This is a genomic window from Allokutzneria oryzae, from assembly GCF_042429765.1.
In the GTDB taxonomy this organism is placed as follows: Bacteria; Actinomycetota; Actinomycetes; order Mycobacteriales; family Pseudonocardiaceae; genus Allokutzneria; species Allokutzneria oryzae.
In genome coordinates this window covers 260917-280705 of sequence record NZ_JBHLZU010000011.1, presented here as the reverse complement: position 1 = coordinate 280705, position 19789 = coordinate 260917, and the positions used below count along the sequence as shown (strand labels likewise).

22 protein-coding genes and 3 tRNA genes are annotated in these 19789 nt (G+C 68.9%); 3 read left to right on the top strand and 22 right to left on the bottom strand.

The genetic code is table 11. From position 1 onward, the window contains the following. The first annotated feature begins 394 nt into the window (after window positions 1-394). A complete protein-coding gene (locus tag ACFFQA_RS15300) occupies window positions 395-706 on the top strand; it encodes a hypothetical protein (protein ID WP_377852600.1) in 312 nt (103 codons plus the stop codon). 6 nt (window positions 707-712) lie between these two features. Here ACFFQA_RS15300 and ACFFQA_RS15295 read toward each other — a convergent pair whose 3' ends face one another. The 13 genes from ACFFQA_RS15295 to rplJ form a co-directional block, all read right to left on the bottom strand. Beyond that, window positions 713-1543, bottom strand: coding sequence for a hypothetical protein (locus ACFFQA_RS15295; protein WP_377852599.1), 831 nt, complete (start codon window positions 1541-1543; stop codon window positions 713-715). Continuing rightward, window positions 1540-2103, bottom strand: coding sequence for an Rv1363c family protein (locus tag ACFFQA_RS15290; protein WP_377852598.1), 564 nt, complete (start codon window positions 2101-2103; stop codon window positions 1540-1542). Before ACFFQA_RS15290 ends, ACFFQA_RS15295 begins: the two co-directional genes overlap by 4 nt. 30 nt (window positions 2104-2133) lie before the next feature. Next, entirely contained in the window at window positions 2134-3396 is a 1263-nt protein-coding gene (locus ACFFQA_RS15285; RefSeq protein WP_377852597.1) for an MCE family protein, read from the bottom strand. Then, window positions 3397-4614, bottom strand: a complete 1218-nt coding sequence (locus ACFFQA_RS15280; RefSeq protein WP_377852596.1) for an MCE family protein — start codon at window positions 4612-4614, stop codon at window positions 3397-3399. Further along, a complete protein-coding gene (locus tag ACFFQA_RS15275) occupies window positions 4611-5858 on the bottom strand; it encodes an MCE family protein (RefSeq protein WP_377852595.1) in 1248 nt (415 codons plus the stop codon). The genes ACFFQA_RS15280 and ACFFQA_RS15275 overlap by 4 nt, the downstream gene beginning before the upstream one ends. Next, complete coding sequence (locus ACFFQA_RS15270; RefSeq protein ID WP_377852594.1) at window positions 5855-6838, bottom strand: MCE family protein; 984 nt, start codon at window positions 6836-6838, stop codon at window positions 5855-5857. Before ACFFQA_RS15270 ends, ACFFQA_RS15275 begins: the two co-directional genes overlap by 4 nt. Next, window positions 6835-7857 carry an MCE family protein gene (locus ACFFQA_RS15265; protein ID WP_377852593.1) on the bottom strand — a complete coding sequence of 341 codons (1023 nt, stop codon included), beginning with the start codon at window positions 7855-7857 and terminating at the stop codon, window positions 6835-6837. The genes ACFFQA_RS15270 and ACFFQA_RS15265 overlap by 4 nt, the downstream gene beginning before the upstream one ends. Further along, window positions 7854-9227, bottom strand: coding sequence for an MCE family protein (locus ACFFQA_RS15260; protein WP_377852592.1), 1374 nt, complete (start codon window positions 9225-9227; stop codon window positions 7854-7856). Before ACFFQA_RS15260 ends, ACFFQA_RS15265 begins: the two co-directional genes overlap by 4 nt. Next, the gene (locus ACFFQA_RS15255) at window positions 9224-10012 is read right to left on the bottom strand and encodes an MlaE family ABC transporter permease (RefSeq protein ID WP_377852651.1); all 789 of its coding nucleotides are present in this window, start codon (window positions 10010-10012) and stop codon (window positions 9224-9226) included. Before ACFFQA_RS15255 ends, ACFFQA_RS15260 begins: the two co-directional genes overlap by 4 nt. A 50-nt stretch (window positions 10013-10062) precedes the next feature. Further along, window positions 10063-10851 carry an MlaE family ABC transporter permease gene (locus tag ACFFQA_RS15250; protein WP_377852591.1) on the bottom strand — a complete coding sequence of 263 codons (789 nt, stop codon included), beginning with the start codon at window positions 10849-10851 and terminating at the stop codon, window positions 10063-10065. Continuing rightward, a complete protein-coding gene (locus ACFFQA_RS15245; protein WP_377852590.1) occupies window positions 10848-12062 on the bottom strand; it encodes an ABC transporter ATP-binding protein in 1215 nt (404 codons plus the stop codon). Before ACFFQA_RS15245 ends, ACFFQA_RS15250 begins: the two co-directional genes overlap by 4 nt. A gap of 224 nt (window positions 12063-12286) precedes the next feature. Then, on the bottom strand, window positions 12287-12679 hold the full coding sequence (gene rplL / locus ACFFQA_RS15240; RefSeq protein ID WP_377852589.1) for a 50S ribosomal protein L7/L12: 393 nt from the start codon (window positions 12677-12679) through the stop codon (window positions 12287-12289). Between the two features lie 69 nt (window positions 12680-12748). After that, window positions 12749-13294 (bottom strand): 50S ribosomal protein L10, encoded by a 546-nt coding sequence (gene rplJ / locus ACFFQA_RS15235; protein WP_377852588.1) that lies wholly within the window; start codon window positions 13292-13294, stop codon window positions 12749-12751. A 348-nt stretch (window positions 13295-13642) separates the two neighbouring features. Between rplJ and ACFFQA_RS15230 the strand changes: the two genes are divergently transcribed. Next, window positions 13643-14203 carry a hypothetical protein gene (locus ACFFQA_RS15230; RefSeq protein WP_377852587.1) on the top strand — a complete coding sequence of 187 codons (561 nt, stop codon included), beginning with the start codon at window positions 13643-13645 and terminating at the stop codon, window positions 14201-14203. Window positions 14204-14278: 75 nt separating this feature from the next. Here the strand turns inward: ACFFQA_RS15230 and rplA are convergent, their stop codons facing one another. The 4 genes from rplA to ACFFQA_RS15210 form a co-directional block, all read right to left on the bottom strand. Beyond that, complete coding sequence (gene rplA, locus ACFFQA_RS15225; RefSeq protein ID WP_377852586.1) at window positions 14279-14995, bottom strand: 50S ribosomal protein L1; 717 nt, start codon at window positions 14993-14995, stop codon at window positions 14279-14281. 86 nt (window positions 14996-15081) lie between these two features. Beyond that, window positions 15082-15882: a transcription termination/antitermination protein NusG gene (gene nusG, locus ACFFQA_RS15220; RefSeq protein WP_377852585.1), complete on the bottom strand. Its 801-nt coding sequence runs from the start codon at window positions 15880-15882 to the stop codon at window positions 15082-15084. Between the two features lie 217 nt (window positions 15883-16099). Then, window positions 16100-16492: a preprotein translocase subunit SecE gene (secE, locus tag ACFFQA_RS15215; RefSeq protein ID WP_377852584.1), complete on the bottom strand. Its 393-nt coding sequence runs from the start codon at window positions 16490-16492 to the stop codon at window positions 16100-16102. A 36-nt stretch (window positions 16493-16528) separates the two neighbouring features. Further along, a tRNA-Trp gene (locus tag ACFFQA_RS15210) sits at window positions 16529-16601 on the bottom strand. Window positions 16602-16791: 190 nt separating this feature from the next. Here ACFFQA_RS15210 and ACFFQA_RS15205 point away from each other — a divergent pair. Continuing rightward, window positions 16792-18045, top strand: a complete 1254-nt coding sequence (locus ACFFQA_RS15205; protein ID WP_377852583.1) for a pyridoxal phosphate-dependent aminotransferase — start codon at window positions 16792-16794, stop codon at window positions 18043-18045. A gap of 95 nt (window positions 18046-18140) precedes the next feature. Here the strand turns inward: ACFFQA_RS15205 and ACFFQA_RS15200 are convergent, their stop codons facing one another. From ACFFQA_RS15200 to ACFFQA_RS15180, 5 genes are all read right to left on the bottom strand, one after another. Continuing rightward, window positions 18141-18581, bottom strand: a complete 441-nt coding sequence (locus ACFFQA_RS15200; protein ID WP_377852582.1) for a MaoC/PaaZ C-terminal domain-containing protein — start codon at window positions 18579-18581, stop codon at window positions 18141-18143. Beyond that, window positions 18578-19051, bottom strand: coding sequence for a MaoC family dehydratase N-terminal domain-containing protein (locus tag ACFFQA_RS15195; protein WP_377852581.1), 474 nt, complete (start codon window positions 19049-19051; stop codon window positions 18578-18580). Before ACFFQA_RS15195 ends, ACFFQA_RS15200 begins: the two co-directional genes overlap by 4 nt. 97 nt (window positions 19052-19148) lie before the next feature. Further along, entirely contained in the window at window positions 19149-19313 is a 165-nt protein-coding gene (gene rpmG / locus ACFFQA_RS15190; protein WP_377852580.1) for a 50S ribosomal protein L33, read from the bottom strand. A gap of 216 nt (window positions 19314-19529) precedes the next feature. Continuing rightward, window positions 19530-19602, bottom strand: a tRNA-Met gene (locus tag ACFFQA_RS15185). Window positions 19603-19680: 78 nt separating this feature from the next. Beyond that, window positions 19681-19753 (bottom strand) — tRNA-Thr (locus ACFFQA_RS15180). Window positions 19754-19789 lie beyond the last annotated feature (36 nt).

Here is a 19789-nt window from a genome sequence, read left to right as displayed (position 1 = left end):
GCGTTCGGATCCCCAGGCTTTGACCGTGGTTGCACCGATGCGTCCGGATAGGTGGCGTCCAGCCGCTCGGCGCTTGCCCGGTCGAGGCGTCGGTAGAGGCCGCCGCCGCGCCCAGGCCGGAATTGGCAGCAGCGAGCACCTGTTCCCCTCGCTCGAGGTTCGCTCGGACCCGGGGAAGGATCGCGTTGCGCCCCACCAAGGCCTTCTGGAAGAAAGCAGCTGGCCAGGATGTCACGCCGGTGAGGTCGCAGTTCTTGTTCGCGTAGTCTTTCGCCGCTTTGGCGTGTTCAGCCGCCCGACCCACCTGAGAGCCGTAGGAAGCGACCTGTCCGGGGTCTACCCAAAAATTCAGTTTCCCCCTTAGGCATACGTGCGGCACACGTACTATCACGCCATGACCCCGCAGCGCTCAAACCGCCAAGATTCCGAAGGGGACGGTCTTAACAAGACCTCAGCCGTAGGATCGATAATCTTCGGCATCTACGGCATTTTTCTGATCGTGCTGGCTCTCACCGACCTGGAGAACATCGCAGCCACGATCACCGGCGTCACCATGGGAGCGATATGGGTCGTGGGTGGCTACTTCGGTGTCCTTGCCCGATGGGGCGAAACGACGCAGGACCTCTCCAGGAATTCGGCGATCGCAGGAGTCATCACCCTGTCCGGTATCGCGGTGGGCGTACTGATGGAGTGGTTGCTCAGATGACCCCGGTCAGCGCAGGACGATGTCGCTGATGCGCCAGCGGCCGTCGATGCGCTCGGTGGTGAGGGTGACCTGGACCGGGACGTCCTCGCGGCGACCGTCGGCGGTGCGTTCGACGTGCTGGTCGGCGAAGACCAGGACCAGCGCGCGATCGCCTTCGACCGACTTCACGCCGACCTGTCTCGTCGTCGTGGTGAGCACGATCTTCTGCTCGGGCGCGAGCTTGCGGACCTCGGCGAAGAGGGCGTTGTACTGCTCCACCGCCTTGCCGGTGAGCACGTCCTTCGCGGTGCGCTCCGCCTTGCCCATGTCCGCGTAGTCCAGCGAGAACACCGACTGGACCGCCGTCGTGACCTGGCCGGCCACCTCGGTGGTGACGCCGGTGTCGACCAGTGCCCGGTTGTCGACCCCGCTCGCCGCGCGCTCGTTGGCCGCGCCCGCCGCGAACCACACCGCGAGCGCGGCGAAGACCACGGCCACGGCGACCAGGGCCGCGGGCAGCATCCACCAGGGGCGTTCCTCCCCCGCCGGTGCGGGCTCGGACGTCTCCGGCTCTGATTCGGGCTGTTCCGGCTCCGGCTCGGGTGCCGCGTGCTTCGCGCGGGGCTTGGACTCGGGCGCGGACTCGATCACCGCGGGAGCGACGGTCTCGACGGGTTCGACAGTCTCGGCGGCCTCGACCTCGACGACCTGGGCGTTCTCGGCGACGGGTTCGTCGCGCGGCTCCTCCGGTGCCTGGGCGGGCTCCGGGCGGGGCGCGGCCGCCGGGCGGCTCCGGGTACCCGCGACGTGGCGCTTGCGCGGGGCGGGAGTGGGGCGGGAGCGACGGGGCGGGGTCATGAGGCACCTCCGGCCTGCACCTTGACCGGGGCGAGCGCGTTGAGCTTCCAGCCGGTGTCGGTCTTGGTCAGCTCCGCGAGGAAGCGGAAGCGCAGCGGGACCGCCGGCTGATCTGCCAGGGTCACCATGCGCTCGACCACGGTCATGATCGTCGCCTTGCCCGCGCGGGTGTCCAGTGAGGTCACGGCCGCGTCGAGCACCTTGGCGGTGGTGACCTGCTTGAGCTGTTCGAGCTCCTTGCGGGCTCTGTCCTTGTCCGCGACGACGCCCTCCTGGAGCGCGCCGGTGGACGCCTCCTGCCAGCGGGCGATCATCGCGTCGAAGTTGCGGTAGTCGAGGGTGTTGAAGTTGACGATCGCCTGCTGGCCGACCGTGGACACCTCTTCGCGCTGCTGGGCGAACTCCACCGACTCGTCGCCGGAGAGCCGCAGCCACGACACCCCGAACCAGGCGGCGGCCAGCACCGACGCCGCGGCGAGGCCCGCGCTGATCCACAGCACGATCCGCCGGTGCTGCGGTGGGCCGGGGTCGGCTTCGCGAGTCGGTTCGCGGTCGTCCATGGCGCTCCAGGGTAGGGGGATGAACCGGTCTCAGCCCGGCAGGCCGAACAGCTGGCCGAGGCTCGACGGGCCGTTCAGCCCGGTCGTCTTGAGCAGGTCGAGCAGGCCACCGGGCTGCTGGACGACCTGGGTCGACGGGGTTCCGCCGGTGCCGACGCCCGGGACGGGCGGTGGGCTGACCGGTTTGCCGCCGTACGGCGCGTTCTGCGCGCCGCGCACGGTGACCGGGCTGCCAGGCCCCTCCGCGCAGTACGCCTGCGTGTTGAGCGGGGCCGCACCGGTGTCCGCGCCGGTGCGGCGCTTCGTGGTCTCGTAGCCCTTCACGCAGGCGGGCGGGTCGAAGAAGTTCAGCGCGAGGCCGAAGTGGGCGGTGCCGTCGCCCGGCGCGACGGTGAACGCGCCACCGACCACCAGCGGGTAGGTCACGAGCAGTTGCTCGATGCCGTTCTTGCGGGGCAGCGCCACGTTGGCCGTGGTGAGCAGGTTCGCGATGGTCTCCGACAGGCCCTGGCCGGACTCCCGCACGACACCGCTGACCTGCTCCGCCGCACCGGGGGCGGTGGTGATCAGGTTGCGCAGGTCGGGGTCGGAGGTCTTCAGCTGGTCGGCGAGCAGGCGCAGGTCACGGCTGAAGTCGGTGATCGCCGAGCCCTTGGCGCTCTGGGTGTCCAGCACCGTACGGCCGTCGCGGAGCAGCTGCAGCGTCTGCGGGAGGTGCTTGACCGCATCGCCGGTGAAGGAGCGCGCGGTGTCGAGCAGCCGCTGGAGGTCCGGGCCCCGGCCGTCGAAGGCGGTGCCGAGCTGGTCGACGACGGTGCGCAGCGACTCCGTCGGGACCGACGAGGCCAGGCTGTCCAGGTTGCCGAGGAGCGTCTGCACCGGCAGCGGGGTCTTGCTCTGCTCGCGGCGGATCACCGAGCCCTCCGCGAGGAACGGCCCCTCGTCGGACCTCGGGCGCAGGTCGACGTACTGCTCGCCGACCGCGGACCGGTTGGTCACCACGGCCTCGACGTCGGTCGGGATCTTCGCGGCCGAGGAGTCGATGTCGAGCTGGACCTCGACGCCTTCCGCGGTCAGCCGCAGCGGACCGACCCGGCCGACCGCGACGCCCCGGTAGGTGACCTCGGCGTTGGTGAAGATGCCGCCGGAGTCGGCCAGCTCCATGGTCACGACGTAGCCGCGCGGACCGAAGAGCCGGTCCAGCCCGGCGTAGCGCGCGCCCGCGTAGCTCACGCCCACCAGCGCGATGAGCACGAAGCCGATGAGCTGCAACCTTGCTCTGCGGGTCAGCATCTAGCGTCCACCTCCGAGGAGTCCGCCGAGCAGGCCGCCCAGGATCCCGCCGCCGCCGGGCTGACCGCCCTGGCCGGGCTGCGGGGTGCTCTGCTGTTGCCCGCCGAGCCCCGGCAGCTGCAAGGGCAGCCTGGGCAGCGGGTTGGGGTCGGTCTGCTGCTGGCCGTTGAGCCCGGGGATCGGCAGCTGGATCAGCGGCTGCCGCGATCTGCCCAGGTTGTCCAGGATGTTGCCGAGGTCCAGGTCGAGCTTGGCGTAGAGGTTGGTGTAGTCGCCCTTGATCCCGGCAACGGCCGCGTCCGGGAACGGGAAGGTCAGCAGCAGCTCGAAGGACTTCGGCAGGTTAGTGCCCGCCTCCGCCAGCTTCTTCAGCGTCGGGGTCAGCGCCTTGAGGTCGGCGACCAGGTCCTGCTTGCTGCGGTTGATCACGTCGGTGGCGACCCCGGAGAGCTTGTCCAGGCCGGTCAGCATGCCGACCAGCTGCTCGCGCTGGTCGGCGAGGACCTTGATGCCCGGGGAGAGGTCCTTCAGCGTCGTCTCGATGTTGCCGCGCTGGCCGGACAACGTCGCCGACAGCCGGTTCACACCGTCGAGCGCCCTGGTGATCTCGTTGCGGTGGCCGTCGAGGTCCTTCGCCAGCGTGTTCACGTTGGACAGCAGCGACCGCAGCTGCGGCTCGTTGCCGGACATCGCGGCGTTGAGCTCCTTGGTGATGTCCTGGAGCTTGGCGACCCCACCGCCGTTGAGCAGCATCGACAGCGCGCCGAAGACCTCTTCGACCTCGGGGTTGCGGTTGGTGCGCTCGATCGGGATCTGGGCGCCGTTGGCCAGCCTGCCGGTCTCGCGGCCCTTGGGCGGCGCGGCGAGCTCGACGAACTTCTCGCCGAGCAGGCTGGACTGGCGCAACCTGGCGTCGGAGTTGGCGGGCAGCACCACGTCGCCGTTGACCGACAACGTGACCATCGCGGTCCAGCCGTCCGGGGCCAGCTCGACGCCCTCCACTCGGCCGACCGGCACGTCGTTGACCTTCACCGACGCCTGAGGGACCAGGTCGAGCACGTCCCGGAACTGCACCTTCACCTGGTACGGCCGGTCACCCAGGTCGGCGCCGCCCGGCAGCGGCATGGTGTAGAGACCGCCGAACTCACCGAGCCCGCAACCGCTCACGCTGAACGCGACCACGGCCAAGGCGGCGACGACACCCGTTCGGCGCTTCATCGTCCACCTCCCGAGGGCGGGGCGGACGGAACGGCGGGAGTGCCCTGGCCGGGTTGCCCGGAGCCGCGCACCGACGGCGACAACAGCGGGATCGGCAGCGAGGGCAGGCGGCCCTGCTGGAGCGACTGGATCACCTCGGAGACGCTGGGCAGCTTCACCACCCCGTCGACGACCGGGGCGAGCTTGTCGCAGGTGTCGGCGAGCAGCTGCGGGAGCTGCTTCGGCGTGGTCTGCCTGACCAGCTTGCAGACCATCACGATCGGTGGCTCGGTCAGCTCGTTGAGGTGCGCCCTGGTGTCCAGGGTCCCTGACGCCGCGTTGTAGGAGTTCTGCAGGTTGCCCAGCGCGAGCGGGCCGACGTCGAGCACCTCGGCGAGGGCGGCGCGCTGGTCGACGAGGACCTTCGTGATCCCGCTCAGCTTGTCCACATTGGACTTGAGCTTGTCCCGGTTGTCCTTGATGAACCCCTGGACCGTGCCGAGCGCGGTGGCCAGCTCGGTCAGCGACGCACCGAGGTTCTTGCGCTCGTCGGCGAGGAACTTGCTGACGTCGGCGAGCTGGTCGGTGAACCGCCGGACCTGGGCGTCGTTGCCCGCCAGCATCGTGGTGAACTTCTGCAGCCCGTCAACGGTCCCGAACAGGTCCTGACGCGAGTCGGAGAGGGTTTCCGTTGCGGCACCGAGGTTTCTGATGGTGTCGCCGAGCTTCTTGCCGTTGCCGTCGAGGTTCTTGGCCGCGGTGTCCAACAGCTGCGACAAGGCACCGTCGGCGTTCGCGCCCTTGGGGCCCAACGCGGTGGTGAGCTTGTCCAGGCTGGCGTAGACCTCGTCGAGCTCGACGGGCGTCGCAGTGCGCTCGCGCGGGATCACCGCTCCGTCTGCCAGCCTGTCGCCGCCGGTGTAGGCAGGAGCGAGCTGGACGTAGCGGTCGCTCACCACGGCGGGGTTGACGACGACCGCCTGCGCGTTGGCCGGGACGTCGACACCGTCGTCCACCCGGAAGTCGACCTTCACCACACGGCCCTGCGGCTCGATCTTCTCGACCTGACCGACGCGGACGCCGAGCACCCGGACATCACCGCCCACGTAAACACCCACTCCGGCGGAGAAGTACGCGGTGACGCGTTTGCCTTGTGTGCGAAGGAAAACGAACCAGATGCCCGCAGTGATGACGAGCGCGACGACGCACAGGAAGGCGACGAGGCGCGCCAGGTCGTTGCTCAGCTTGCTCGCAGAAGGGCTCATGGGCGACACCCCTCCGGGTTGATCGGGCCGATCGACGGCGGTAGCAGGCCGCAGATGTAGGTGTCGAACCAGCGGCCGTTGCCGAGGGTGTTGGCGAAGACCCGCACGAACGGCGCCATCAGCTGGATGCTCCTGCCGAGGCTGTCCTGGTTGCGGTCGAGCATCGAGGTGACCCGCTCCAGCTGCTCCAGCGCGGGCCGCAGCTGGGCCTTGTTGTCCGCAACCAAGCCCTGGAGCTCCTTGGACAGGTTCCGGGTGCCGGTCAGCAGGTTCCTGATGGCGTCGCGGCGCTTGCGGATCTCGTCGAGCAGCTTGTTGCCGTCGCCGAGCAGCTTCTCGAACTCGGCGTTGCGGTCGGAGACGGTCTTGCTGATCTGGTTGGTGTTGCGCAGCAGCGTCGCCAGCTGCTGGTCCCGCGTGGAGATCGTCTTCGACAGCGCGGAGAGCCCGTCCAGCGCGCCCCGCACCTCGTCCGGGGTGTCGCGGAAGGTGTCGGTGATGACCCGGAAGCTCGCGGCGAGCTGGTTGGTGTCGATCTCGGTGAGCGTGGTGGCCAGCCCGGTGAACGCCTCGGTGACGTCGTAGGGAGCGATGGTGCGCTCTCGCGGGATCGCCTCGCTCGGCCGCTGGGCCGCACCGCCCTGCGGGTCCAGTGCGAGGAACTTCTGGCCGAGCAAGGTCTTGATCTTGATGGCGGCCGAGGTGCGGTCCCCGATCCAGGCGTCGTCCACCCGGAAGGACACCAGCACGTGGTCGCCCTCCAGCGCGATGTCGGTGACCTTGCCGACCTTCACCCCGGCGACGCGCACCTCGTCGCCGTCGCGCAGGCCGCCCGCCTCGGCGAAGTGCGCCCTGTACGTGGTGCCCCCGCCGATGATCGGCAGGTCCTCGGCGAAGAACGCGGTGAGCAGGCCGAGCACGATCACCACCAGTCCGGCCGCGCCGATGGTGACGGGGTTGCGCTCGCGGAAGGGCTTCACGGGCGACACCTCGGCTGCGTCGGCGGCAGGACCGGGACGGCGACCTTGCCGACCACCGGGAGCGCGACCTCACCGGAGGCCCCGCACAGGAAGAAGTTGAACCACGAGCCGTAGGTCGCGGTGCGGGTGATCGTCTCCAGCTTGTTCGGCATCCGCTGGAGCACCCCCTCGACGATGTCGTTGCTGTCACCGAGGGTCTTGGACAGCTTGCCCAGCTCCGCGATGTCGTTGCGCAGCGGCGCTCGCACCTCGGTCAGCAGCCCGGCGGTCGTGTCGGTGAGGTCGGCGAGGGCGGTGACCGCCTTGCCGATGGGCTCCCGGTCCTTGGCGAGCCCGGAAACCAGTTGCTGCAAGGAGATCACCAGTCCGGACAGCTGCGCGTCGCGCTGGTTCACGGTGCCCAGCACGTCGTTGAGGTTGCCGATGACCTCACCGATCACCTTGTCCTTGCTCGCGATCGTCGACGTCAGCGACGCCGTGTGCGACAGCAGGCTCTGCACCGTGCCGCCCTCGCCCTGCAGCACCTGGATGATCTCGTAGGACAGCTTGTTCACGTCAGCGGGGTTGAGCGCCTGGAACAGCGGCTTGAAGCCGTTGAACAACGAGGTCAGGTCCAGCGCGGGCCGCGTGCGCTCCACCGGGATCGTCGCGCCCTCCTGCAGCTCGCCCGTGCCGCCCGCGCCGCGGTCGAGCGCGATGTAGCGCTGGCCGACGAGGTTGCGGTACTTGATCGTCGCGGTGACGGACTCGGGCAGCTTGCGGCCGGTGGTGACGGTGAAGCGCACCTCCGCGAGCCGGCGGTCGGCGACGCTGACGCTGCGCACCTCGCCGACACGCACACCCGCGATGCGCACGTCGTCGCCCTCGTTGACCGAGGTGGCGTCGGTGAACCGCGCGCTGTACTCGGTGGCTCCGCGCAGGTCCACGTTGGCGATCGTGATGGCCAGCAACGCGGTCGCCAGCACGGTGACCGTGGCGAAGATGACGAGCTTCGTCAGCGGTCCGGCGAGTCCCCTCACCTCAGGGTCACCTCCGTCCCTCTCAGCATCGGCCCGAGCAGGATGCCGCTCCAGCCAGGAACCTGCTGCGGCGAACGCCCCATGCCGGGTGCGAGCAGCGCGGCCAGGTACCGCTGCTCCGCCGGGGAGTTGGCGATGCCGAGCTCCTGACCGGCGGCGGTCGACGGGGCCGATGCCGGGATGACGTTGCCGTTCTCGTCGATCTCGCCGGTGGGCAGCGTCAGCCCGTCACTGGCGTTGCGCGCGGGCGGCGGCGGCTTCGAACCGTCCTTCACCGGCCCCTCCGGCGGGTACTGCGGGAACGGCTCGGGCCGCGGCTGGATGTCGTAACACCGCGGCCCGCGCTTGTCGCCGTACTCCGGCTCGTCCTGGTTCGGCACGTACTTGCCCCGGTTCGCGGTGATCTCCAGGGTGATGTGCAGTCCGGGCTCGTTGGTGCCCTTGCCGAACGCCTTGCTCAACCGGGGCTCCAGTTCGGCGAGGCTCTTGAGCAGGCACGGGTACTCCGGCGCGTACTTGCCGAGCACCTCCAGCAGTGGCCTGCTCGACTTCGTGACGCCGATGATGTTGTTGCGGTTGGCCGCCAGGAACCCGCCGAGATCCGCCGACGCCGCGTTCACCGTGCCGTAGAGCGTCTGCAGGTTGTCCCGCTGCTCCACCAAGGTCCGGCTGGTCACGGTCAGGTCGGCGAGCGCATGCAACAGGTCGGGTGCCGCCTTGTCGTAGACCGCGCTGACGTCGGCGAGCTTGCTGATGTCGGCCTTGAGGTCCGGCAGCGCCGGGTTCAGCTCACGCAGGTACCCGTTGAGCTCGACCAGGGTCTCGCCGAGCGGCTTTCCCCTGCCCTGCAAGGCCGTGGACAGGGACCCGAGCGTGCTCGCGAGCTTCTGCGGCTGGACCGCCTGCAACACCGGCATCAGGTTGGACAGCACGCGCTCCAGCTCGACCGCGGAGCTCGACGTGTCCTGCGCGATCACGTCACCGGCCGCGAGATGGTCACCGCCACCGCGCTGCGGCGGCACCAAGGCGACGTAGCGCTCGCCGAACAACGTCTTGGGCAGCAGGCGCGCGGTGACCCCGCGCGGGATCAGGTCGATCTTGTCTCGGTGCAGGGCCAGCTGCAGCTCAGCGCCGTCACCCTTGCTGGAGATGCTGCGGACCTCGCCGACCAGGACGCCGTGCACCTTCACGTCGGACTCGGTGAGCAGCTGGTTGCCGACCCGGTCCGTGCGCAGCGACACGAGCACGTCGGAGCTGAAGGCGTTGCGGTAGATCGCGACCGTCAACGTCAGGAACAACGCGATGATCGCGAGCAGCGCCACGCCGAGCAGCCGCTGGCGCACCTTGGTCATCGTGGTCCTGGCGCTCATCCGACGATCCTCACGGTCGTGGTCGTGCCCCAGATCGCCAGGCTGAGGAAGAAGTCCAGCAGCGCCGTGGTCACGATCGCCGTCCGCACCGCCCTGCCGACGGCGATGCCGACGCCCGCGGGGCCGCCGCTGGCGCGGTAGCCGTAGTAGCAGTGGGTCATGATGATCACGACGCTGAAGACCAGGACCTTCACGAACGACCACAGCACGTCTTCCGGTGGCAGGAAGAGGTTGAAGTAGTGGTCGTAGGTGCCGGCCGACTGCCCGTAGAAGTTCACCGTGACCGTGCGGGCGGCCACGTACGAGGTGAGCAGGCCGATCACGTAGAGCGGGATCACGGCGACGAACCCGGAGATGATCCGGGTGGTCACCAGGTACGGCAGGCTCGGCACGCCCATGACCTCCAGCGCGTCGATCTCCTCGGAGATCCGCATCGCGCCGAGCTGCGCGGTGAAACCCGATCCGACCGTTGCGGAGAGCGCGAGCCCTGCGACCAGCGGAGCGATCTCGCGGGTGTTGAAGTAGGCGGAGATGAACCCGGCGAAGGCCGACGTGCCGATCTGGTTGAGCGCCGCGTAGCCCTGGAGCCCGACCACGGTCCCGGTGAACAGGGTCAGGCCGATCATCACGCCGATGGTGCCGCCGATGACCGCGAGCGCCCCGCTGCCGAAGCTCACCTCGGCGAGCAGCCGCAGCGTCTCGCGGGTGTAGCGGCGCAGCGCCCTCGGCACCCACGCCAGCGCCCGCAGGTAGAACCACATCTGGTCGCCGAGCTGGTCCAGCATGGCCAGCGGGCGGTTCGCGGCGCGGCGAGCGCGGTCCTGAAAGGCCACCGTCACATCCCCTTCGCCGGAACAAGCTGCAGGTACAGCGTGGTCAGCACGAAGTTCACGAAGAACAGCAGCAGGAACGTGATCACCACGGCCTGGTTCACCGCGTCGCCGACCCCCTTCGGCCCGCCCCTGGGGTTGAGGCCGCGGTAGGCGGCGACGATCCCGGCGATGAACCCGAAGATCACCGCCTTGATCTCGCTGATCCACAGGTCCGGCAGCTGCGCGAGCGCGGAGAAGCTGGCCAGGTAGGCCCCTGGTGTGCCCCCTTGGAGCACGACGTTGAAGAAGTAGCCGCCGAGAACGCCGACCACGCTGACCATGCCGTTGAGCAGCAGGGCGATCAGCATCGCGGCGAGCACCCTCGGCACGACGAGGCGCTGGATCGGCGAGACGCCGAGGACCTCCATGGCGTCGATCTCGTCGCGGATCTTGCGCGAGCCCAGGTCCGCGCAGATCGCCGAGCCGCCGGCGCCCGCGATCAGCAGGGCGGTCACGATCGGGCTCGCCTGCTGGATCACGGCGAGCACGCTGGCAGCGCCGGTGAAGGACTGCGCGCCGAGCTGCCTGGTCAGCGACCCGAGCTGGAGCGCGATCACCGCGCCGAAGGGGATGGCGACCAGCGCCGTCGGCAGGATCGTGACGCTGGCGATGAACCAGCACTGCTGGATGAACTCACGCAGCTGGAACGGCCGCTTGAACACCGCGCGGCTGGTGTCCAGACCGAGTGCGAACATCCGGCCGGTCTCCCGCAGCGCACCGACGCCGGGGAACGACGGGCTCGGTGTGGTCATGTCCGGTCCCCCCGCTCCCGCTGCCAGTCCGACTCGGGCAACCGTGCGACATCGACGCCAGGACCCGCAACCGGACCTTGGACGTCCTGCGCCGGGTTGCGCGGGTACGGCGTCGGCCGCGAGTCGTAGGAGGTGGGCATGGCCATCGGCTGGGTCCGCGCGCCCGTCCCCCGCGGGGGACGGGCGCTGGCGGCGTAGACCCCGAACCGGGCGCGCTCCTCGTCGGTCAGGCTGGCGATGATCGCCTCCCGCGCGACCGGCGGCAGCGTGTGCAGGATCCCCATCACCCGCTGCTTCCTGCGGTCGGCGGCCTGGCGCACCGGCAGCCCTGGCGAGGGCTGGATCTGCGGCACGATGCCGGTTCCCCCACCGCCCTTCGGGCCACCGAGCACGTCGGTGCCCCCGTTGGCGCGCAGCTCGGCGAGCTCGGCCGCGGCCTGCGCGGCGTCCTTCTCCTCGCTCATGCCGATCGGCCCCTGCCTGCGGCCGTTGAGGAACTGCTCGACAACCGGCTCGGTCGAGGTCAGCAACACCTCGCGCGGACCGAACATGACCAGCTCGCGGCGGAACAGCATGCCGATGTTGTCCGGCACCGTGCGCGCGGTGCCGATGTCGTGGGTGACGATCAGGAAGGTGGCGTCGATCTGCGCGTTCAGGTCGACGATCAGCTGGTTGAGGTACGCGACGCGGACCGGGTCGAGACCGGAGTCCGGCTCGTCGAACAGGATGATCTCCGGGTCCAGCACCAGGGCGCGGGCCAGACCCGCGCGCTTGCGCATTCCGCCGGAGATCTCGCCTGGCAGCTTCTTCTCGGCCCCGATGAGGCCGACCATCTCCATCTTCTCCAGCACGATCCGCCGGACCTCGGCCTCGGTCTTGCGGGTGTGCTCGCGCAGCGGGAAGGCGATGTTGTCGAAGAGGTCCATCGACCCGAACAGCGCGCCGTCCTGGAACAGCACGCCGAAGAGCTTGCGGGTCTCGTAGAGCTTGTGCTCGGAGCAACGGCAGATGTCCACGCCGTTGATGACGACCTTGCCGCGCTCGGGACGGAGCAAGCCGACCAAGGACTTCAGGAACACCGACTTCCCGGTGCCCGACGGCCCCAGCAGAACACTGATCTCCCCTGGCGGGAGGTTCAGGGTGACGTCCTGCCAGATGGTCTGTTTCCCGAAGGACTTGGACAGGCCCTCGACGACCACCTCGACGCCCATCGCACCTCCTGCTCGGACTGCTCACCGGTGAGGGGAGCATGAAAGCAGACGCCGTGGCGATCGGCGTCACACCCGTGCAACGAGCGTGTCCCGCAGAAGTTACTGCCGAGTTCGTTGATCAGTCACAGCTGGGTGACGGGGCCGGCGTACGACAGTGGGGCAGGCCCTCCGAAGAGGACCTGCCCCACTGCGGCAGTTCTCACACGCGGCTCAGGCCGCGATGATCACTTGATGGAGACGGCGGCGCCGGCGGCGACCAGCTTCTCCTTGGCGGCCTCGGCGGCCTCCTTGTTGACACCCTCGAGGATGGGCTTCGGCGCGCCCTCGACCAGCTCCTTGGCCTCCTTGAGGCCCAGGCCGGTGACGACCTCGCGGACGACCTTGATGACCTGGATCTTCTTGTCACCCGCGGAGTCGAGGACGACGTTGAACTCGGTCTGCTCCTCGGCGGCGTCCGCGCCACCGGCAGCGGCGGCACCCGGGGCGGCGGCGACGGCGACCGGCGCGGCGGCGGTGACCTCGAACTTGTCCTCGAACGCCTTCACGAACGCGGAGAGCTCGAGCAGGGTCATCTCACCGAAAACGTCGAGCAGCTCGTCGGTGCTGAGCTTCGCCATGGTGGCGGTTTCCTTTCCTTACGTGCGCCGTTGGTGTTGCTACGCGCGGGCGCGGAATGTGGGGGTCGGTCAGCTCTCGTCCGCAGGAGCGGCGTCGCCTGCGGCGGCGCGCTTGTCCTGCAGAGCAGCTGCCAGGCGAGCAACCTGCGAGGCCGGCGCGGCGAACAGCCCGGCGGCCTTGGTGAGGTTGCCCTTCATCGCGCCCGCCAGCTTGGCGAGCAGGACCTCACGGGAGTCGAGGTCCGCGATCTGGTTGACCTCGTCGACGGACAAGGGACGGCCATCCATGTAGCCGCCCTTGATGACAAGGGCCTTGTTGTCCTTCGCGAAGGTACGAAGCGCCTTCGCGGCGTCCACCGGCTCGCCCTTGACGAAGGCGATCGCGGTGGGGCCGACCAGAAGGTCCTCGAGCCCGTCGAAGCCCGCCTCCGAGGCGGCGCGCTTGACGAGGGTGTTCTTCGCGACGGTGTACGTCACGCCGTCACCGAGGGCGCGACGCAGCTCGGTGAGCTGCGACATGGAAAGCCCGCGGTACTCGGTGACGACCGCAGCCGAGCTGCCACGGAACTTGTCCGTGATCTCGGCGACGGCCTCAACCTTTCCAGGCTTCGCCATGGTCGCCTCCTCTCTGCTTCTTCGTCTCAATCCACAGCGAAGAGCGCGGACCGGGGGGTCCACGCCGGTGCAGGCTGGGAGAAACGAAAAAAGCCCCGGCGCAGGGGCACGGGGCTAGCAGATCCGACGCGCGCGAGCGTGTCGGTGAATCGCCTCGTCCTCCTGCGCGGGCGCCCTCCCGGGCCTTAGTCCTCCTTGCCCTGGGGCACGGAGAAAACCAGCGGTCTTCGGTGGAACTGCGGCAAGCCTACGTCAAGCCCCCGCACGCACCCAAATCGGGGTCTCCACCCCCGTCGGCTACCGGCGGAGGCGGGTAGCGGGCACGATGGACGGCAACAGGAGGTGACCGTGTCGCAACCGCCCCAGAAGACCTTCCAGGTCAACGAGAAGGTCAAGAAGACCGCGATCAAGGCGGGCAAGTACGTCGGGATCAAGCTGCTCAAGTGGGCCGCTTTCCTGCTCGTGCTGGCCCTCGCCTGGTGGTACTTCTTCGGTGGCAGCGGTGGGAACGGCAGCGATGGGAAGGCAAGCAACTCGCCAACGCGTGGCCTGAGCCCTGAGCACACGCTGCGGATGGTCTACACATACGCCGAGGCAGGAGACGGCGGAGCAGCCTGCTCGTTCTTCAGCACTGCTGGCGCGGAGGAGTTCGCCAAGAACATGGGTGCTGTGAACTGCCTTCAGGCGATCGACGACATTGCTGCCAAGGCGAAGACCGAGCCCTTGGCTAAGGCAAAGGTGCCCCCAGTGCCAGCCTTCACAAGCGGCGGCAAGTCCGAAGCAAGCTCGTGCCAGATGCGAGAGAACGACGGCAGGCGGCTGGGCGCCTTCCTGTTGACCCGGCAACCCGACGGGGGGTGGCAGATCACCGGCCACGAGGCGGAGCCCGCCGACTGCGTCACCGGCTGAACCCCATCCGCACCGAACGCGAAAAGGCGGTCACCCCCGAGGGGATGACCGCCTTTTCGCGTTCGGTGCGGGCTGTCAGGCGGACACCTCGTCCGAGAGCAGCGCGCGGGTGCGGTTCGGGTCCACCGGGATGCCGGGGCCCATGGTGGTGCTGAAGGTGACCTTCTTGACGTAGCGACCCTTGGCGGCGGACGGCTTGGCCCGCAGGATCTCGTCGAGGGCGGCGGCGTAGTTCTCCACCAGCTTCTCGGTGTCGAAGGAGGACTTGCCGATCACCAGGTGCAGGTTGGCCTGCTTGTCGACGCGGAAGTTGATCTTTCCGCCCTTGATCTCGTTGACCGCCTTGGTCACGTCCGGGGTGACGGTGCCGGTCTTCGGGTTCGGCATCAGGCCACGCGGGCCGAGCACGCGGGCGATGCGGCCGACCTTGGCCATCTGGTCCGGGGTGGCGATGGCGGCGTCGAAGTCCAGCCAGCCCCCCTGGATGCGGGCGATCAGCTCGTCCGAGCCCACGGCGTCGGCGCCGGCGGCCTCGGCCTCGGCGGCCTTGTCGCCGACCGCGAAGACGATGACGCGGGCGGTCTTGCCGGTGCCGTGCGGCAGGTTCACGGTGCCGCGGACCATCTGGTCGGCCTTGCGCGGGTCGACACCGAGGCGCATCGCGACCTCGACGGTGGCGTCCTGCTTGGTGGAGGCGGTCTCCTTGGCCAGGGCGACGGCCTGCAGCGGCGAGTACAGCCGCTCGCGGTCGATCTTGGCCGCTGCCTCGCGGTAGGCCTTGCTGCGCTTCATGTTCTGTTCCTCTGGTTTCGGATCAGTAGTGGTACGAGCCGCGCCGGCTCTCCCACGCTTGCGGTGTTGCCGCCCGGCGAACCGGGTCAGATCTTGGAGACCTGGGTGAACGACAGCTCGACCGGGGTCTCCCTGCCGAAGATCGACACCAGGACCTTGAGCTTCTGGGCGTCCGGGCTGACCTCGCTGATGGTGGCGGGCAGCGTGGCGAACGGGCCGTCCATGACGGTGACGGACTCGCCGACCTCGAAGTCCACCTCGATGGTGGACTTGACCACGTTGGCGGTGACCTTCTTGCCGGGCTCCGCCGCGGTCTTGTCCTTCTCCACCTGCGGGGCGAGGAACTTGAAGACCTCGTCCAGGGTCAGCGGGGAGGGCTTGGAGGTGGCGCCGACGAAGCCGGTGACGCCGGGGGTGTTGCGCACGGCGCTCCACGAGGCGTCGTTGAGCTCCATCCGGACCAGGATGTAGCCGGGCAGCACCTTGCGCTGCACCTGCTTGCGCTGGCCGTTCTTGATCTCGGTGACCTCCTCGGTCGGCACCTCGACCTGGAAGATGAAGTCCTCCATGTCGAGGGTCCCGATCCGGGTCTCGAGGTTCGCCTTGACCTTGTTCTCGTAGCCGGCGTAGGAGTGCACGACGTACCAGTCACCCGGCGCGTGCCGCAGGGCCTCGCGCAGCTCGGCGACGGGGTCCTCGACGGGCTCGCTGACGTCGGCGTCCTCGGCCGAACCAGCGGCGTCCTCGGCGACAGCGTCCTCGACGGAGTCGCCGACGGAGTCGTCGCCGACCGGTTCGACGTGCTCGGAGTCACCGTCGCTGATCGCGGCGCGCACCTGCTCGTCGGACAGGCCGGCCAGCTCCTGGCCGCCGTCGGTGGAGGTCACAGTCGGTCTCGCTTCCTCTCGTACGTCGCGGACCCGACCGGGCGCATTGGTGTCTCTTGCCCGGCCGACCGGCCCGTCGTCTCGGGCCTGGGCGACGACATGGTCTTCGTACTCGGTTCCCCGCACCGGGTTCCCTGTGCAGGTTCCCCGCAGTCTCCGCGCCGCGCCACCGGAGCACGCCGTGGCCAGCGGCCGGAACCGCCTCGAGGAACCAGCCCTAGCCGAAGAGCCAGAGCACGCCCTTGCCGAAGACGACATCCAGGCCCGCGACCAGCGCCACCATGAAGGCGACGAAGACCAGCACCACGGCGGTGTAGGTCACCAGCTGCTTGCGCGTCGGCCAGATGACCTTGCGGAGTTCTGCGACGACCTCGCGGAGGAACCGGCCAAGACGCTTGAAGGGGTTGCCCTTCGCCTCCTGACGGTCGCGGGACGGCGTCGGCCGCCCCTTGGCGTCAGGAGCGCTCTTGGAGTCGGCCTCGGCACGCTTGGCCGCTCGACGCGAGGCCGGACGCGCGGAACCGCGGCGCTCACGCCGCGCCGCAGCGGTAACCGGACGGGAAGCGTCGTCAGACCCTTCCGACCGTTCCTGCTCGCTGCGCTCACTCACGCGAACTCCTCGCTTTGCTGACCGACTGCGTCGACGCAGGGGCGACAGGACTTGAACCTGCAACCTGCGGTTTTGGAGACCGCTGCTCTGCCAATTGAGCTACGCCCCTTTGTGGTCGCCCGGTAGATCTCGACCACGCTGTCAAAGCGTACTCCACCGTCTCGCGTGGTCCGCGAGCAGGTGTCGAGAACGCTTCAGCGTGAGGAGTCTAGGGCACGGAGCCCCCCGGACTCCAACCGGTTGCCCGCGCGGGGTGGGCGGCGTGAAAAGCGCTCACCCCGACGTGCCACGATTCCCCCATGGCTGCCTCCGACGCACCTACCGTCACCAGCGACTCCGTTGACCCAGCCCCCCGACGCCGCGTGTCCGCCCGAGTGGGCGGGATCAGCGAGTCGGCCACCCTCGCCGTGGACGCCAAGGCCAAGGCGCTCAAGGCCGCAGGCCGCCCGGTGATCGGGTTCGGCGCGGGCGAGCCCGACTTCCCGACCCCCGCCCCGATCGTCGAGGCCGCTGCCGCGGCCTGCGCCGAGGCGCGCAACCACCGCTACACCCCCGCGGCGGGGCTTCCCGAGCTGCGCGAGGCCGTCGCCGCGAAGACCGCCCGGGACACCGGCTACCAGGTCAAGGCCAGTCAGGTCCTGATCACCAACGGTGGCAAGCAGGCCGTCTACCAGGCGTTCGCCACGATCGTCGACCCGGGCGACGAGGTGCTGCTGCCCGCGCCGTACTGGACCACCTACCCGGAGGCGATCGGCCTCGCGGGCGGCGTCGCGGTCGAGGTGCCGTCCGACGAGACCACCGGCTACCTGGTGACCGTCGAGCAGCTTGAGGCGGCGCGCACGCCCAGGACCAAGGCGCTGCTGTTCTGCTCGCCGTCCAACCCGACCGGCGCGGTCTACTCACGCGAGCAGGTCGAGGCGATCGGCCGCTGGGCGGTCGAGCACGGCATCTGGGTGATCACCGACGAGATCTACGAGCACCTGACCTACGACGGCGTCGAGGCCGTGTCCATGCCGGTCGTGGTGCCCGAGGTCGCCGACACCTGCATCGTGGTCAACGGCGTCGCCAAGACCTACGCGATGACCGGCTGGCGGGTCGGCTGGCTGATCGGCCCTGAGGACGTGATCAAGGCGGCAGCGAACTACCAGTCGCACCTGACCTCCAACGTCTGCAACGTGGCACAGCGGGCGGCGCTCGCCGCCGTCTCCGGCCCGCTGGACGCGGTCGCGGACATGCGCGCGGCGTTCGACCGGCGCAGGCAGACGATCGTGAAGCTGCTGTCGGAGATCCCGGGTGTGAACTGCCCCACTCCGCAGGGCGCCTTCTACGTCTACCCGTCGGTGAAGGGCTTGCTGGGCAAGGAGATCCGCGGTGTGCGCGCGAACACCAGCGTCGAGCTGGCCGCGCTCGTGCTTGAGCACGCCGAGGTCGCCGTGGTCCCCGGTGAGGCGTTCGGCACCCCCGGCTACTTCCGGCTGTCCTACGCCCTCGGTGACGACGACCTCGTCACCGGTGTGACCCGCATGGCCGAGCTGCTCCGCGAGGCCGAGTAGCGGCCAGGCAGGGACGCGAAAGCGGCGCTGAACGACGAAAGGCCGTTCCGGCCCCGACAAGGGGCGGAACGGCCTTTCGCTTGTCTGGAGCCGAATCAGGCCAGTCGCACGATGGCGTAGCAGCGACCGAAGATCAGCTGCCCCTCGCACTTGGCGTAGATGTCGATGCGTGCGGTGTTGTCGTCGTTGACGAGGCCGACCTTCGCGGTGACGTCGATGGTGGTGCCCGCCTCGTCGTCCGGGACGACGACGGGACGGCCGAAGCGGGCCTGGTAGTCGATGACCGCGGCCGGGTCGCCGACCCAGTCGGTGACGATCCTGGCCACCATGCCCATGGTCAGCAAGCCGTGCGCGATGACGCCGGGCAGCCCGGCCTCCTTGGCGCGCTTGTCGCTGTAGTGGATGAAGTTGCAGTCGCTGGAGATGCCCGAGTACCTGATCAGGTCCCTGCGGGTGACCTTCAGCGTCAGCGGGGGCAGCTGGTCGCCCTTGCTGATCTCGGCGGCGCGGCGCAGCCCGGTAACGGTGGTGCTCATGCGTCCTTCCCTTCACCGAGGCCGATGCCGTCACCACGGACGATCAGGGTGGCGATCACGGTGCCGACCTTCTCGCCCTCCTCGGTCTCGAACTCCGACCGCAGGATGAGGTAGTCGTTGCCCGCCCTGCTGGTGATGTCGTCGACGTGCGCGGTGCTGAGGATGCGGTCACCGGGGCGCACGGGGCGGTGCAGGGTGAAGCGCTGGGCCCCGTGCACCATCCGGCTGTAGTCCAGCCCGAGCTCCGGGTCGTCGGTGACGATGTGGTGCGACCGGGTAGCGAGAACGCTCAGGAACGTCGGCGAGGCAACGGAGTCGGGGTGCCCGAGCGCCTTGGCCGCCTCGGGGTCCCGGTACACGGGGTTGACGTCGCTGACCGCGTACGCGAACTCGATGATGTTCTGCCTGCCGACCTCATAGGTCCACGGCAGCCGGTACGAACGACCGACGAAAGACTTGTTTAGCGCCACGGAAGGGCAGATTACCTGGTAAACGAAAGCTGCCCCGCACAGTGGCGGGGCAGCTCGTCGAGGCTGTGAACAAGACCGCACGCGCGGCCGGCTCAGGTCAGCGGGTCTCCTTGTGAGCCCGGTGCGAGCCGCAGTTCGGGCAGAACTTCTTGACCTCAAGACGGTCGGGGTCGTTCCGACGGTTCTTGCGGGTGATGTAGTTGCGGTGCTTGCACTCCTCGCACGCCAACGTGATCTTCGGGCGAACGTCACTCGCGGCCACGGGGTGCCTCTCTTTCCGTCAGAACATCCCCGCAACAGCAGGGTTCTTGGTCCCCACAAGGATAAGTGGGGTATCCAGGAGCAGGGCGCCCACCCCCACCACCAGTGGGGGTCCAGGGGGCAAGCCCCCTGGCTGGGGTCTGGGGGCCAGGCCCCCAGAATGATGGCGAATCGAGCCAGGTCCGCGCTTTCCGCGGACAGCGCTCGCCCACTCGAGTAGCGGTGGCCGGACTTGAACCGGCGACACAGCGATTATGAGCCGCTTGCTCTACCACCTGAGCTACACCGCTTCGTACGGTTCACACCGCACCTATTACGTGAGTAAGCCGCGCTGCCAGCTGAACTGAGCATCGCGGCTGTCCTCATCGAGCCCCAAAACGGAATCGAACCGTTGACCTTCTCCTTACCATGGAGACGCTCTGCCGACTGAGCTATTGGGGCCTGTCTGGCGAAGCAAGAGGAACCTTACACACCCCT